This window comes from Mycolicibacterium cosmeticum (assembly GCF_000613185.1).
Lineage (GTDB): Bacteria > Actinomycetota > Actinomycetes > Mycobacteriales > Mycobacteriaceae > Mycobacterium > Mycobacterium cosmeticum.
The window spans coordinates 2,111,962-2,125,759 of the sequence record NZ_CCBB010000003.1 but is presented as its reverse complement, the minus strand read 5'-3'; the positions used below and the strand labels follow the sequence as shown (position 1 = coordinate 2,125,759).

The following is a 13,798-nucleotide window of genomic DNA, read 5'->3' as shown; positions in this document are numbered from 1 at the left end:
CGCTATCCCGTCGAGGCCCGGACCACCAGTTCGGGTTGGAACACCACGTGTCTGGGCTTGCGCCGGCCGCCACCGTCCTCGGCCGCGGCGATCAGCAGGTCCACGGCGGTCGCCCCGATGTCGGCGGTCGGCTGCCGCACCGAGGTCAACGGCACCACGGCCGAGCGGGCGAAATCGATGTCGTCGTACCCGACGAGCGCGATGTCCTCCGGCACCCGCAGGTCACCCATCAGGGTCAGCGCCTGCAGCACCCCGATGGCCAACAGATCGTTGGCGCAGAACACCGCATCGGGGCGCCGCGCCGGGGGCCGCTCCCGCAACCGTTCGCCGACCGCGCGGCCGGCCAGCACGCTCAGCGAAGCGACATCGATGTTCTCCAGTTGGGCGCCGGGCGTTTCGGCGGCGGCTTCGGCCGCACCGCGGCGCCGATCGCGGATCTGGCGCAGCGTATCCGGGCCCCCCACGAAGGCGATCCGCTGCCGGCCCGTCGCACACAGGTGGGTCACCGCCAGCCGGGCGCCGGCCACATCGTCCACCGCGACCGAATCGAAAGGTGTTCCGCTGCCGTCCCGGTCGACGAGCACCACCGGGGTGCCACGATCGCGCAGCGCGGTCAACCGGCCCAGGTCGTCACTCACCGGTGACACCAGCAGCCCGTACACCCGTTGCTCGTCGAAGGCGTCGATATAGGCGCGTTCGCGTCCACCGTCATCGTCGGAGGTGCCCAGCAGCACCGTCAGGTTGTGCTCACCGGCCCGGCGTTCGGCGGCCCTGGCGATATCGGTGAAGAACGGGTTGCCGATGTCCAGCACCACCAAGCCGACGCTGCGCGATCGGCCGGCCTTGAGCTGCCGGGCGGCGTCATTGCGGACGAAACCGAGGTGATCGATGGCCGCCTGCACCCGGGCCACCGTCGCGGGGGCCACCTTGTCCGGCGCATTGAGGACATTGGAGACCGTGCCGACGGACACCGAGGCCGCGGCAGCGACTTCCCGCATGCTCACCACGGGACCATCACACCATCACGGCGGCCCGATCGGCGCGTGGGACGTACCGGCGCGGCGGAAACCAGTCCGCGACCCGCCGCCGCAGGTCGTCCAGGTCACCGGTGACCAGGCCGTGGGCCCGCGCGGTCAGCAGGATGTTGCCCAGCGCGGTGGCCTCGACCGGCCCGGCCAGCAGGGGCAGGCCCAGCCGGTCGGCGGTGAGCTGGCACAGCAGCTCGTTCTGCGATCCCCCGCCGACGATGTGCACGGCGTGCACCGGTGTGCCGGCCAGCTCGGCCGCGGTGCGCACCGCGGATGCGAACGCGGCGGCCAGGCTCTCCAGGATGGCCCGCACCAGCTGCGCCGGGCCGTCCGGCGCGGGCAGGCCGCGTTCGTTGTACCAGTTGGTGATCCGGGCCGGCATATCGCCCGGCGGCAGGAACCGTGCATCTTCGGTGTCGAACACGCCCGCCGGCGCCGGGGCCTGGGCGGCTTGCGACAGCAGCGCGGCGAGGTCCGCGCCGCGACCGTCACGGTCGAACTGGCGCACCGTTTCGCTGAGCAGCCACAGTCCCATCACGTTGTGCAGGAAGCGGTTCCGCCCGTCGGCGCCGGCCTCGTTGGTGAAATTGGCTGCCCGGCTCGCCTCGGTGACCACCGGGCCGGGCAGCTCCAGGCCGACCAGTCCCCAGGTGCCGCACGAGATGTAGGCCGACGTGGCGGCGTCCATCGGGATAGCGGCGACCGCCGATGCGGTGTCGTGGGAGGCCACCGCCACCACCTGCGCATCGAATCCCAAACCGGGCAGCACCCGCCCACACGGCGTCCCTGGCTCGACGATGCCGGGAAACAGTTTGGGTGACAATCCGAGTCGCGACATCAGATCGGTATCCCAGGCACCGTCGAGCCCGAGCAGTCCGGTGGTGGAGGCGTTCGTGTGCTCGGCGGCCCGCCGCCCGGTCAGCCAGTAGGTCACCAGGTCCGGGATCAGCAGCACGGTGTCGGCCTGATCCAGTAGGTCCTCGGTGGCCAGTTGGTAGAGCGTGTTGAACGGCAGGAACTGCAACCCGTTGCGGGCGTACAGTTCGGCCGCGCCGATCCGCTGGTGCACCAGCTCCACGCCCCGTTCGGTGCGGGCATCCCGGTAGTGATGCGGCACCGACAGCAGCCGCCCGTCGCGCAACAGCCCGTAGTCCACCGCCCAGGAGTCCACTCCGATGCCGACCAGCCGGTCGGATTCCCTTGCGGCACGGGTCAGCCCGCTCAGCACGTGACCGTACAGGCCGGGCAGGTCCCAGTGCAGGGCCTGGCGTGTTCCGTTCCAGATGCGCACCGGGTCGTTGTCGAACCGGGCCACGGTGCGCATCTGGAACCGGTCCAGGTCCGCGACGATCACCCGCCCGCTGGTGGCCCCGAGGTCGACGGCGGCGACTTGAGCGCCGGCGCTCACCGCAGGAAGGCGGCCGCGACACCCGCATCCACCGGCACGTGCAGCCCGGTGGTGTGCGAGAAGTCGGACGTGCACAGCGCGAACGCGGCGTTGGCGATGTTCTCCGGCAGTACCTCGCGTTTGAGCAGGGTGCGCTGGGCGTAGTAGGCGCCGAGTTCCTCCTCCGGCACCCCGTACACCGCGGCCCGTTTGGCGCCCCAGCCGCCGGCGAAGATGCCCGATCCGCGCACCACTCCGTCGGGGTTGATGCCGTTGACCTTGATGCCGTGCTCCCCGAGTTCTGCGGCCAGCAGCCGAACCTGGTGCGCCTGGTCGGCCTTGGTGGCCGAGTAGGCGATGTTGTTGGGTCCGGCGAACACCGAGTTCTTCGACGAGATGTAGATGATGTCGCCGCCCAGTTTCTGGTCGATCAGCGCCCGGGCCGCGGCCTTGGATACCAGGAAGGAACCGCGGGCCATCACGTTGTGCTGCAGATCCCAATCGGCGACGGTGGTGTCCAGCAGGGATTTCGACAGTGACAGTCCGGCATTGTTGACCACGATGTCGATGCCCCCGAAGGCCAGCACGCAGGCGTCGACGGCGGCCTGCACGGCGGTTTCGTCGGTGACATCGGCAGCGATACCGATCGCCACATCCGGACCACCGATCTCTTCCGCTGCGGCAGCGGCTTTTCCGGCGTCCAGGTCGGCGATCACCACACAGGCGCCCTCGGCGGCCAGCCGGGTGGCGATGGCCTTGCCGATACCCGAGGCCGCCCCGGTGACCATCGCGATGCGGCTGGCCAGCGGTTTGGGCTTGGGCATCCTGGCCAGCTTGGCCTCTTCCAGCGCCCAGTATTCGATGCGGAACTTCTCCGACTCGTCGATCGGCGCATAGTGCGAGATCGCCTCGGCGCCGCGCATCACGTTGATGGCGTTGAGATAGAACTCGCCGGCCACCCGCGCGGTCTGCTTGTCCTTGCCGTAACTGAACATGCCGACGCCGGGGATCAACACGATGGCCGGGTCGGCGCCCCGGATCGGTGGTGAGGCGGGATCCGCGTGCCGGTCGTAGTACGCCTGATAGTCCGCGCGGTAGGCCTGGTGCAGCTCGGCCAACCGCGCCCGGTATTCGTCCAGCGAGGCGTCGGTCGGCAGGTCCAGCACCATCGGCTTGACCTTGGTGCGCAGGAAGTGGTCCGGGCAGCTGGTACCCAGCGCGGCCAGGCGCGGATGCTCGTCGCCGGCAAGGAATTCCAGCACGCGCGGGTCATCGGTGAAATGGCCCACCTGCGCCCGGTCGGTGGAGACCAGGCCCCGGATGAACGGCGCCAGCGCAGCTGCCCTGGCCCGGCGCTCGTCAACGGGTAGCGCGCCGAAGCCGGGCAGTTCCCGGCCGAACGGCGCCGGGCGGCCGTTCTCGGCGATATAGCGTTCGGCGGTCTGGATGATCTCCAGCGAATGCGCCTCCGCCTGCGCCGATGTCGCACCCCACGCGGTGATGCCGTGCCCACCCAGGATGGTGCCGATGGCCTGCGGGTTGCGTTTCTTGATCTCGGCGATGTCCAGGCCCAGCTGGAACCCAGGACGCCGCCAGGGCACCCACACCACCCGATCGCCGAAGATCTGCTTGGTCAGCGCCTCACCGTCGGCGGCCGTCGCCAGGGCGATCCCGGAGTCGGGGTGCAAATGATCCACGTGGTCGGCTTCGACCAGGCCGTGCATGGCGGTGTCGATCGACGGCGCCGCGCCGCCGCGACCGTGCAGGCAGAAGTCGAAGGCGGCGACCATCTCGTCCTCCCGCTCCACGCCGGGATACACGTCCACCAGCGCCCGCATCCGGTCCAGCCGCAGCACCGCCAGGCCGTCTTCGGTCAGGGTGCCCAGATCGCCGCCGGAACCCTTGACCCACAACAGTTCCACCGGGGCGCCCGTCACGGGATCGCGGCCGGTGCCCTTGGCCGAGGTGTTCCCGCCGGCGTAGTTGGTGTTCTTCGGATCCGATCCCAGCCGGTTGGACCGGGCGATCAGTTCGGTCACGGTGTCAGGCATGCGTCATGCTCCCCAGCTCGATTGCGTACCGCCGACGCGGGCGGCGTTGATGATGTCCTGATAGCCCGAGGCGGCGAAGGCGGCCATCGGATCCCCCGGCAGGCCGCGGTCGGCGCGCCACTGCGCCAGCGCGGGTCGCACGTCGGTGTAGAAGGCGTCCATCATGATTGCGTTGGCGCCCAGCACGTCACCGTTGTCCTGTGCGTCGGCCAGTGCCTCGGTGTCGACCAGCAGCGCCCGGGCGGTCATCTCCTGCACGTTGAGTACGGACCGGATCTGCCCCGGGATCTTGGCTTCCACGTTGTGGCATTGGTCGAGCATGAGCGCCACCCCCGCATTCGGGTCGAGACCGCCGCCGCGGACCACCTCGAACATGATCCGGAACAACTGGAAGGGGTCGGCCGCACCGACGATCAGGTCGTCGTCGGCGTAGAACCGGGAGTTGAAGTCGAATGATCCCAGCTTCCCCAGGCGCAGCAGCTGGGCGACGATGAACTCGATATTGGTGCCCGGGGCGTGATGCCCGGTGTCCAGGCACACCACGGCCCGCTCGCCCAGCGCACTGACCTGTGCGTAGGCCGTGCCCCAGTCCGGCACGTCGGTCATGTACATGGCCGGCTCGAAGAACTTGTACTCCAGCACCATTCGCTGGTTCGGGCCGATGTGCTGGTAGATGGATGCCAGGGACTCGGCCAACCGGTCCTGCCTGCCGCGGATATCGCCCTGTCCCGGGTAATTGGTGCCGTCGGCCAGCCAGATCTTCAGGTCCCGGGACCCGATCGCCGCCATGATGTCGATACAGGCCAGGTGATGGTCGATGGCCTTCTGCCGCACCGCTTTGTCGGTATGGGTCAGGCTGCCGAACTTGTAGTCGTCGTCCTGGAAGGTGTTGGAGTTCACGGTGCCCAGCCGGACACCCTGTTCGGCGGCGTGGGCACCGAGTGCGGCGTAATCGTCCACCATGTCCCACGGGATGTGTAACGCGACCGAGGGCGCCAGGCCGGTCAGCCGGTGCACGGTGGCGGCGTCGGCGATCTTCTCCTCGATGGTGCGGGGGGTTCCCGGCGTTCCGAACACCTTGAACCGGGTGCCGGAGTTTCCGAATGCCCATGACGGCAGTTCGATGGCGAGGTTGTCCAGCAGCGGCGCGAGCTTCATACCGCGCTCCTTTCGATGGGATGGGACGACGAGACGGGAGTGCCGTAGCGCTCGACCTCGATCTGCTGCAGGGTCTTCCCCCGCGTGGTCGGCGCCCACACGGCGCCGATCAGCAGGGCGACCGTGAGCAGCGCGACCAGCAGGATGCCGACGGCCGTGAGGCCGGTGGCGGCCAGCAAAGTCGGGAAGAAGTAGCTCAGCAGACCGGTGGCGGTACGGACCACGAAGAACATCACACCCTGCGCGCTGGCCCGATATGGGGTCGCGAAAAGCTCGCTGGCCCAGAGGCTGTAGAAGGCCTGCGCCCCGATGCCCGAGGAGATGCCCCAGAGCACGGCGAACACCAGCATGGTCGGCACGCCGCCGTCGGTGAAGGCCACCAGCACGATCCAGCCGACGATGCCCAGCGCCGCGCCGATCACGTACAGCAGCCGCTGGCTCATCCGGTCGGCGTAGCGCATGAAGCCGAAATAGGTCGCGGCCACCGTGGCGCCCCAGACCAGCACCTGCAGCAGGTTCTGCGCCACCGGGCTGTGCAGGCCCGCGGTGTCGTAGACGCGGGGCATGAAGATGCCGGCCTGGCCGGCGACCGTGTTCCAGAACAGATAGATGCCGCCGAGGAACAGCAGCGCGGTGATATTGACCCTGCGGGAGAACAGGCCGCGCAGTCCGCGGTTGCCGACAGTTGTTGCCAGCGAGGCGGATTCGTTGAGGGCCTCGTCCTTCCAGATCTGCGATTCGGCCAGGCCCTGACGCACCCACCAGACCACGGCGGCGACCACGAACAAGTGGCCGAAGATCAGCCGGGAACCCAGGAGCCCCAGCGGTGCGAGCGCGGCGGCCAGCGCGAAACCGATGAGTGGGCCCACCGACCACGCCAGCTGGGCGGTGCCGACATGCTTGGCCCGGTCGGCCGAGGGCGCCTGTTCGGCGATGTACGTCCAGGAGGCCGGTACGCCGGCGCCCACCGCGATGCCGGTGATGACGAAGGCGGTCAGCAGCATGGCGAAGTTCACCGCGAAGGCGGCCAGCAGCACGCCGGCCATGTACACCAACAGGTCATAGGTGTAGATCGCCTTGCGCCCGAACCGGTCGCACAGCGGTCCGCCCAGCACGGCACCGATCGCGGCACCGAAGGCGTTGGCGCTCAACGCCGCCAGCAGGCCGACGGCGAAGTTGCTGATGCCGAAGTCCGCCTGCCAGAACCCCAGGCTGGTGGCGATCGCGATGATCGACCCGGCCTCGATGTAGTTCGACATCGCGACCGCGATGGTCGCCCGCCAACCGGTGGTGGACCGCGCTCCGATTTTCATGTGACTCCTGTGTCAGACGAGATGGAAATACTCGGTCAGCGGACGGATGTCCGCATCGGGGGTGCCGGCCTCGAAATACTCGGCCATGCCGGCCTGCCAGCGCGTGTTGACGTCGGTGCGGGCCATCCGCTGCTGGGCCGCGGCGAAATCGTCGGTCTCCAGGTAACCGACCACCAGCCCGTCCTCGGGCCGGACGAACAACGAGTAGTTGCGCCACCCGGCGTCGTGCAGTGCCGCCAACATCTCCGGCCAGACGGTCTGGTGGGCCTGGAGGTAGTCGGCGATCCGGTCCCGCCGCAGTTGCAGCAGGAAACACACCCGCTCGGTCCGGCCAGCCGTCATCATCCACCTTTGAAACGTTTCAATTTGTGATGGCGGCAACACTACGGTCGCCGCCGCCACGCCGTCAAGAGGCGTTATTCGGGCCAGGAACTGTTGCGGATCATCTCGACGAAGTCCTCTCGGACGAACGAGGGGTCATAGTGGGCCAGCACGTCGGCGTTCATGTTCCCGAAGGTGCTGGCCGGCCGGTGCAGGTTGCCGTCGGCGAAGGCTTGCAGGATCCGGTTCTTGAAATCGGGCCGCGGATGCGCGGCCGTCACCGCGGCCAGCACGTCAGGGGGCAGCTGATCACGTCCGATACCGAGAACATCGGTCTCGACACCCGCGATCACCGACGCGACCTCGGGTTCCAGGAACTCCGGCACACCGGGCGTGGTGTGCAGCGCGATCCCCAGCCAGACCAGCCGTGCCGATGCCTCGTCGACGCCCCGCGCACGCAAGAAGTCCCGCGCGGCGTTGGCGCCGTCCACCTCGAAACGCAACTGTGAGTCGCGGTAGTTCTGGGTCAGCCCGATGTCGTGGAACATCGCCGCGGTGTAGAGCAGTTCCGGATCCGGGCGCAGGCCCCGCGCCCGGGCCCGCACCGACCCGAAGAGAAACACCCGTCGGGAGTGGTGGTAGAGCAGGTCGTCCTCGGTATCGCGGATGAACGTGGTGACATCGCGCACCAGCGCGGTATCCGGGATGGTGACATCGGCAATGGTCTCGGCAACACCGGTCATGATCGAATCTCCTTGTTCGGCAGGGCTTTATGGCTTGCTGCAGACCAGTCTCGTCGGGCGGGGCCGGCACCGGGCATGACCGATCGGCCGTCTTTCCCACAGAATGCGACACAATGGAGCAGTGGCAGCGCGAGAAATGGTCATCGTCGTCTTCGACGGGGTGAAGCTTCTGGACGCCGCCGGGCCCGCCGAGGTCTTCGCCGAAGCCAACCGATTCGGCGCCCACTACCGACTGCGGATCGCCTCCCCCGACGGCGCCGAGGTGAGCACCTCGATCGGCACCCCGTTCGCGGTCACCGATCGGCTCGACGACATCGACTCCGCGGACACCGTCCTGGTCGCCGGCGGCGACACCCTCGTCGGCCGGCCCGTCGATCCCGCGCTGGTCGACGCGGTGCGGGCGGTACCGCCGCGCACCCGTCGCCTGGCCTCGATCTGCACCGGCGCCTTCATCCTGGCCACCGCGGGGTTGCTGGACGGGCGGCGGGCCACCACGCACTGGCGCCATGTCACCCTGCTGGCCCACGCCTTCCCACAGATCACCGTCGAACCGGACGCGATCTTCGTGCGCGACGGACAGGTGTACACCTCGGCCGGGGTGACGGCCGGCATCGACCTGGCCCTGTCCCTGGTCGAACAGGATTACGGCACCGATCTGGTGCGCTCGGTGGCGCGCTCCCTGGTGGTCTACCTCAAACGTGCCGGCGGTCAGTCGCAGTTCTCCGCCCTGGTGGAGGCCGACCCACCGCCGGAGTCGGCGCTGCGCGCGGTGACGGCGGCCATCGCGGCCGACCCGGCGGCCGACCACAGCGTGAAACACCTTGCCGCCGTGGCCGCTTTGAGCACCCGGCAGCTGACCCGGCTGTTCCAGGCCGAGCTCGGCACCACCCCGGCACGCTACGTGGAGAAGGTGCGGATCGACACCGCCCGTGGTGCCCTCGACGCCGGGCACAGCGTCGCCGACGCCGCGCAGATCGCCGGATTCGGCAGCGCCGAGACGTTGCGCCGGGTGTTCGTCACCCAGCTCGGCCTGTCCCCCAGGGCCTACCGCGACAGGTTCCGCACCGCCCAGGTTTCGCCCGGCGAGCCGTCCTGACTGCGATAGTGAACCGGTGGACCTGACCTACCCCGAGATCGGCGCGACCAAGGGCCCGCTGCCCGCCGGGTATCACCACGTGCACGTGGTGGCACCGATCGGCACGGGCCGGGCCCGCTTCGAATCCGCCGGCGACGCCGTGCTGCGCTGGGGCATGCAGCGCGGCGCCGGGGTACTGGTCCGCGCCGACAACGACATCGCCACCGTGGGCGCGGAGGTCACGGTCGGTTTCGGGCCGCTGCGCGCGCCGTGCCGCGTCGTCTACGTCTTGGCGGAGGAGAACCGCCGTGGGTTCGCATACGGCACACTGCCCGGGCATCCGGAATCAGGCGAGGAGTTGTTCACCGTCCGCTATGACCCCGCCGACGGCACCGTGTACGCCGAAGTCATCGCGTTCTCCCGGCATGCCACCTGGTGGAGCCGGCTGGGCGGGCCGATAACCGCTGTGGCGCAACGCATCATCACCAAGCGGTATCTGACGGCGGTGTAGGCCGCCGCTACGTGCAGCCGCTGACGTTGATGCGGCCACGCGGCCCGCCGACGTTGCCGCAGACGCTCACATTCGAACCGATCTGCGGGGGCGGTGGTGGCGGCGGTGTGTCGAAGTCCTCGGGCAGCGGCGCGTACTCCGACGGCGGCGGCGCCCAGTCGGCGATGGCACCGGCGATATCGGTGCACCCGCCGACGCTGACGTGGCCACGCCGTCCACCGACACTGCCGCACACATCGGCGTGCGCGGACACCGGAACGACTGCCACCGAAGCGATTCCGACCGCGACCGCCAGCCACACCTTCATGCTCATCGCGTGAGTATAGGACGGTGCGGCAATGCCTCAGTTGCTTTGCAGCAGCCGCTCGATGTTGGCCTTGAGCTCGGGTGTACCGAAGGTGATTTCCTCCGCGGTGGTCGCGTAGTCGAGGGTGATCAGCACATTGCGTTCCACCTGCATGTTGAGGATGCGCTTGGTGCTTTCCACGGCCTGCTGCGGAAGTTCCAGGATGCGCTTGGCCGCCCCCAGCGCCTCGGCCAGCGGGTCGGCCACCACATGGTTGGCCAGGCCCAGTTCGACCGCCTTCGCGGCGGGGATGCGGGCACCGGTCAGCGCGTACTCCTTGGCCTGCAGGACACTCATCTGCATCGGCCACACCAACGGGCCGCCGTCGGCGGCCACCAGCCCGACCTGCACGTGCGGGTCGGCCAGGAACGCCTTCTCGCCCATGTACACGATGTCCGACAGCGCGACCACGCTGCAGCCCAGTCCGACCGCGGGTCCGTTGACGGCGGCGATCACCGGGATGCGGCAGCGCGCCATGCCCAGCACGATCTCGCGGCCGTCGGCGATGGTCTTGGTGCGCAGGTCGACGTCCTCGCTGATCTCCTTGATGTAGTTGAAGTCGCCGCCGGCCGAGAAGGCCTTTCCCGCACCGGTGATGACCGCGACCCGGGCGGTGCGGTCCAGGCTCAACCGGTTCCAGAGCCGGGCCAGGCCCATGTGCAGCGCGTCGTTGACGGCATTGAGTTCCTCGGGCCGGTTCAAGGTGATGATCCGCAATGGGCCATCGGCCTCGACCCGGATCTCGGCGGGCATGTCGTACATGTCAAACCGCCATTCCGAGGATTCGGCCCGCGATGATGTTCTTCTGGATCTGCGAGGTGCCGCCCATCACGCTCTGGGACCGGCTGTACAGGTAGGTGCCGAACAGGTCCGGATCGGTGGTCCCGGTCTGGGCCAGCACCGCGTGCCCCACCGACTGCTCGACCCAGGTCATGAGCAGTTTGTCGATGGATCCCTCGGGGCCGTGCGATATCCCGTCGAGCTGTTCGGACAACCGGCGGCGCACGTGCTGGCGCAGCACTTGCACTTGCACTGTGGCCCAGGCCAGTTCATCGCTTGCCGCACTCCCGCGGGCCAGCTGGTTCACCGTCTTCTCATAGCGGGCGGCGTAACCCAGCGTGGAGGGTTCGCGTTCGTGGCCGACGACGGTCATCGCCAGCGCCCAGCCGTCGCCGGGCTTGCCGACCATGTGGGTCGCGGGCACCCGGGCGCCGTCGAACAGCACCTGCCCGAACTCGTTGCTCACCCCGTTGATCATCTTCAGTGGTCGCTGTTCGATACCGGGCTGGTGCATGTCGACCAGGAACGCCGAAATGCCTTTGTGTTTCGGCACGTTCTTGTCGGTGCGGGCCAGCAGCAGACACCAGTCCGCCACATCGGAGTAGCTGGTCCAGATCTTGTGGCCGTTGATGACGTACTCGTCACCGTCGAGGGTGGCCGTGGTGGTGAGCGAGGCGAGATCGGACCCGGCGCCGGGCTCGGAGAAACCCTGGCACCAGCGCTGCGTGCCGTCGATCATCCCGGGCAGGAAGCGCTGCTGCAGTTCCTTGCTCGCGTGCCGGCCCAGACCGGTCACCAGATATCCCAGGCTCGGCCGCGGTGGAGCGCCGGCTCGGGCCAGTTCCTCGTCCACGATGACGTCGTACACCGGCGGCAGCTCGAGGCCGCCGAACTCCTTGGGCCAGGTTGCGCCGAAAAACCCTGCCGCGTGTAGGGATTGGTGCCACTCGCCCTGGCGGGCCCAATACTCCTCGGTCGTCTTGGGGAAGTTCGGTGCCTGCTCGGTCAGCCAGGCGCGCAGGCGACCCCGAAAGGCGGCCTCGTCGGTCGAGTCACGAAAGTCCAACGGAGATCTCCTTCAACGACACCGGCCACACACCGGTGGACACCAGCACCCGCCGCAGGTAGACATGGGCCAGGCATTCCCAGGTGTTGCCGATGCCGCCGTGCACCTGGATGGCCGTCTCGCAGACGGTGTGGGCGGACTTCGCGCAGTACACTTTGGCCGTGCGGGCCGCCTCCAGCGCGGCCTGTGGTTCCTCCTCGTCGACCGCCCAGGCCGCATACCGCAGGATGCTGATCGATCCTTCGACGAGCACCAGGCTCTCGGCGAGCAGATGTGCGATGGCCTGGTTGGAGCCGATCGTCCTGCCGTACTGCTCGCGCACCTTGGCGTAGTCGGTGGCCAGGTCGAAGGCGCCGCGGGCGGCGCCGAGGATGTCGGCGGCGGTCACCACCAGGGCCAACGCGTGCGCGCGCTGGGCGTCGGCCTGACCGACCGGACTCGAGGCGCCCGACACCGGCGCCGCCCACCGGGTCAGGTCCACCCGCGGTGCGGCCTCACCCAGGTCACCGGTGTGCACCGTCGTCCCGTCCAGCCAGACGCCGCGGGTGCGACCGCGTGCGTCGGGAGCCACTCCGTCGATCACGATCGTGGCGCCGTCCTGCCCGAGATCGTCGGCCAGCACCGGGCCCAGGAACGGCACGTCGACCAGTCGGCGACCGAACTCCTCGGCCACCAGGGCCACCTCGACGCCGGAGGCACCGTCCGAGCGCAGCGACCGCCAGCCGGTGGCGGCGACGGTCTTCTCCAAGCGGGCCACCCGCGCGGTGTCGTCGAGTTCGCCGACGGCGCCGGGGCCGAGATCGTCGGCGAGCTTGGCGGCGGCGTCCCGGAGCTGTTGCTGCTCACTGGTGAGCCGAACATCCATGAGAGGACCCTATCGTTTTTGAAGAATGCAATTCTCGTTTCGTCAGAACTTTACTACCACGTCGGTCGTTTTCACAGCCGGGCGGCCAGTTCCCACGCCCGTCGGGCCAGGTTGCGGTAGCGATCCCGGAACACTCCGGTGCCCGCCCTGGCGTCGGCGGCATTACCGTCCAGACCCCGCCGCCACACCCCGGCGACGATCGAGGCCAGCCGGAACATCGAGAACACGATGTAGATGTTCAGGTCCTCCGGCACGTCGACACCGGCGTGCCGGCAGTAACTCGCGACGAATTCACCCTCGGTCGGGATGCCGGTGCCGGTCAGGTCTTCACCGGCCACCCCGGTCAGCGGATCGTCGTCACCGGGCAGGTGATAGGTCATGGCGGCATATCCGAGGTCGGCCAGCGGGTGCCCGATGGTGGCCAGCTCCCAGTCCAGGACCGCGACGATGCGCGGCTCGGTGGGATGGATCAACACGTTGCCGAGCCGGTAGTCGCCGTGCGCGATGGTCGCCTCCTGGTCGGCGGGCAGATGCTCGGGCAGCCAGGCCGCCAGCCGTTCCATGTCGGGGCAGTCCTCGACCTTCACGGCCTCCCAGGACCGGGTCCACAACGCCACCTGTCGCGCCAGGTACCCGACCGGCCGGCCGAAATCCTCCAGCCCGGCCGCGCGCCAGTCCACGCCGTGCAGTCGGGCCAGCACCCGGGCCAGGTCCTCGTAGATCGCCGCCCGCTCGGCCGGCGAGCCGTCGCGCAGCACCCGGTCGGGGAACACCCGGCCCGGTACGTGGTCCATCACGAAGAACGCCGTCCCGAGCACGTCGGTGTCCTCGCACATCAACCGCATCCGCGGCACGGGCACACCTGACCCGGCCAGCGCCGCCATCACCCGATACTCGCGGCCGACATCGTGGGCGCGCGGTAACAGCACGCCGGGCGGCTTCTTGCGTAGCACGAATTCGCCTGCGCCGGTGCGTAAATGGAACGTCGGATTGCTCTGGCCGCCCTGGAACTGGTGGATCACCAGCGGACCGTCGATACCGTGGGCGCCCAGATAGCGGCCGAGAGCGGCTTCGTCGATGCGGTGTTGTGGCAGAACGTCGACAAGCTCGGGTACACCGGACATGCCCGCAGCGTCTCATATCCGTTAACCCGT

At 68.8% G+C, this 13,798-nt stretch carries 14 protein-coding genes; 2 read left to right on the top strand and 12 right to left on the bottom strand.

The window, feature by feature from the left end; genetic code table 11:
• Positions 1 to 2 precede the first annotated feature (2 nt).
• From BN977_RS29555 to BN977_RS29525, 7 genes are all read right to left on the bottom strand, one after another.
• The gene (locus BN977_RS29555) at positions 3 to 998 is read right to left on the bottom strand and encodes a LacI family DNA-binding transcriptional regulator (protein WP_036404885.1); all 996 of its coding nucleotides are present in this window, start codon (positions 996 to 998) and stop codon (positions 3 to 5) included.
• A gap of 16 nt (positions 999 to 1,014) precedes the next feature.
• Positions 1,015 to 2,436 carry a rhamnulokinase gene (locus tag BN977_RS29550; RefSeq protein ID WP_036403590.1) on the bottom strand — a complete coding sequence of 474 codons (1,422 nt, stop codon included), beginning with the start codon at positions 2,434 to 2,436 and terminating at the stop codon, positions 1,015 to 1,017.
• Positions 2,433 to 4,466 carry a bifunctional rhamnulose-1-phosphate aldolase/short-chain dehydrogenase gene (locus tag BN977_RS29545; RefSeq protein WP_036403588.1) on the bottom strand — a complete coding sequence of 678 codons (2,034 nt, stop codon included), beginning with the start codon at positions 4,464 to 4,466 and terminating at the stop codon, positions 2,433 to 2,435. Before BN977_RS29545 ends, BN977_RS29550 begins: the two co-directional genes overlap by 4 nt.
• Positions 4,467 to 4,469: 3 nt before the next feature.
• The gene (gene rhaI / locus BN977_RS29540; protein WP_036403585.1) at positions 4,470 to 5,624 is read right to left on the bottom strand and encodes an L-rhamnose isomerase; all 1,155 of its coding nucleotides are present in this window, start codon (positions 5,622 to 5,624) and stop codon (positions 4,470 to 4,472) included.
• Positions 5,621 to 6,937, bottom strand: a complete 1,317-nt coding sequence (locus BN977_RS29535; RefSeq protein WP_024452534.1) for an MFS transporter — start codon at positions 6,935 to 6,937, stop codon at positions 5,621 to 5,623. The genes rhaI and BN977_RS29535 overlap by 4 nt, the downstream gene beginning before the upstream one ends.
• Positions 6,938 to 6,949: 12 nt before the next feature.
• Positions 6,950 to 7,279, bottom strand: a complete 330-nt coding sequence (locus BN977_RS29530; RefSeq protein ID WP_036404882.1) for an L-rhamnose mutarotase — start codon at positions 7,277 to 7,279, stop codon at positions 6,950 to 6,952.
• A gap of 74 nt (positions 7,280 to 7,353) precedes the next feature.
• Positions 7,354 to 8,001 carry an HD domain-containing protein gene (locus BN977_RS29525; protein WP_036403582.1) on the bottom strand — a complete coding sequence of 216 codons (648 nt, stop codon included), beginning with the start codon at positions 7,999 to 8,001 and terminating at the stop codon, positions 7,354 to 7,356.
• Between the two features lie 103 nt (positions 8,002 to 8,104).
• On the opposite strand from BN977_RS29525, the gene BN977_RS29520 reads away from it, so the two are divergent.
• A complete protein-coding gene (locus tag BN977_RS29520; protein WP_036403580.1) occupies positions 8,105 to 9,097 on the top strand; it encodes a GlxA family transcriptional regulator in 993 nt (330 codons plus the stop codon).
• Between the two features lie 16 nt (positions 9,098 to 9,113).
• Positions 9,114 to 9,587 (top strand): DUF1990 domain-containing protein, encoded by a 474-nt coding sequence (locus BN977_RS29515; RefSeq protein ID WP_036403578.1) that lies wholly within the window; start codon positions 9,114 to 9,116, stop codon positions 9,585 to 9,587.
• A 7-nt stretch (positions 9,588 to 9,594) separates the two neighbouring features.
• On the opposite strand, the gene BN977_RS29510 is transcribed toward BN977_RS29515, so the two are convergent.
• From BN977_RS29510 to BN977_RS29490, 5 genes are all read right to left on the bottom strand, one after another.
• Positions 9,595 to 9,900 (bottom strand): hypothetical protein, encoded by a 306-nt coding sequence (locus BN977_RS29510; RefSeq protein WP_036403575.1) that lies wholly within the window; start codon positions 9,898 to 9,900, stop codon positions 9,595 to 9,597.
• Between the two features lie 30 nt (positions 9,901 to 9,930).
• Entirely contained in the window at positions 9,931 to 10,695 is a 765-nt protein-coding gene (locus BN977_RS29505) for an enoyl-CoA hydratase/isomerase family protein (RefSeq protein ID WP_036403572.1), read from the bottom strand.
• Position 10,696: 1 nt separating this feature from the next.
• Positions 10,697 to 11,779, bottom strand: coding sequence for an acyl-CoA dehydrogenase family protein (locus BN977_RS29500; RefSeq protein ID WP_036403570.1), 1,083 nt, complete (start codon positions 11,777 to 11,779; stop codon positions 10,697 to 10,699).
• A complete protein-coding gene (locus BN977_RS29495) occupies positions 11,766 to 12,644 on the bottom strand; it encodes an acyl-CoA dehydrogenase family protein (RefSeq protein ID WP_036403568.1) in 879 nt (292 codons plus the stop codon). The genes BN977_RS29500 and BN977_RS29495 overlap by 14 nt, the downstream gene beginning before the upstream one ends.
• Positions 12,645 to 12,715: 71 nt before the next feature.
• A complete protein-coding gene (locus BN977_RS29490; protein ID WP_036403566.1) occupies positions 12,716 to 13,768 on the bottom strand; it encodes a phosphotransferase family protein in 1,053 nt (350 codons plus the stop codon).
• Positions 13,769 to 13,798 lie beyond the last annotated feature (30 nt).

Excerpts from the sequence above, each read along its gene's own strand:
- BN977_RS29555 (WP_036404885.1), bottom strand. The coding sequence starts at position 998 with ATGCGGGAAGTCGCTGCCGCGGCCTCGGTGTCCGTCGGCACGGTCTCC.
- BN977_RS29545 (WP_036403588.1), bottom strand. The coding sequence starts at position 4,466 with ATGCCTGACACCGTGACCGAACTGATCGCCCGGTCCAACCGGCTGGGA.
- rhaI (WP_036403585.1), bottom strand. The coding sequence starts at position 5,624 with ATGAAGCTCGCGCCGCTGCTGGACAACCTCGCCATCGAACTGCCGTCA.
- BN977_RS29535 (WP_024452534.1), bottom strand. The coding sequence starts at position 6,937 with ATGAAAATCGGAGCGCGGTCCACCACCGGTTGGCGGGCGACCATCGCG.
- BN977_RS29530 (WP_036404882.1), bottom strand. The coding sequence starts at position 7,279 with ATGACGGCTGGCCGGACCGAGCGGGTGTGTTTCCTGCTGCAACTGCGG.
- BN977_RS29525 (WP_036403582.1), bottom strand. The coding sequence starts at position 8,001 with ATGACCGGTGTTGCCGAGACCATTGCCGATGTCACCATCCCGGATACC.
- BN977_RS29520 (WP_036403580.1), top strand. The coding sequence starts at position 8,105 with ATGCGACACAATGGAGCAGTGGCAGCGCGAGAAATGGTCATCGTCGTC.
- BN977_RS29510 (WP_036403575.1), bottom strand. The coding sequence starts at position 9,900 with ATGAGCATGAAGGTGTGGCTGGCGGTCGCGGTCGGAATCGCTTCGGTG.
- BN977_RS29505 (WP_036403572.1), bottom strand. The coding sequence starts at position 10,695 with ATGTACGACATGCCCGCCGAGATCCGGGTCGAGGCCGATGGCCCATTG.
- BN977_RS29495 (WP_036403568.1), bottom strand. The coding sequence starts at position 12,644 with ATGGATGTTCGGCTCACCAGTGAGCAGCAACAGCTCCGGGACGCCGCC.
- BN977_RS29490 (WP_036403566.1), bottom strand. The coding sequence starts at position 13,768 with ATGTCCGGTGTACCCGAGCTTGTCGACGTTCTGCCACAACACCGCATC.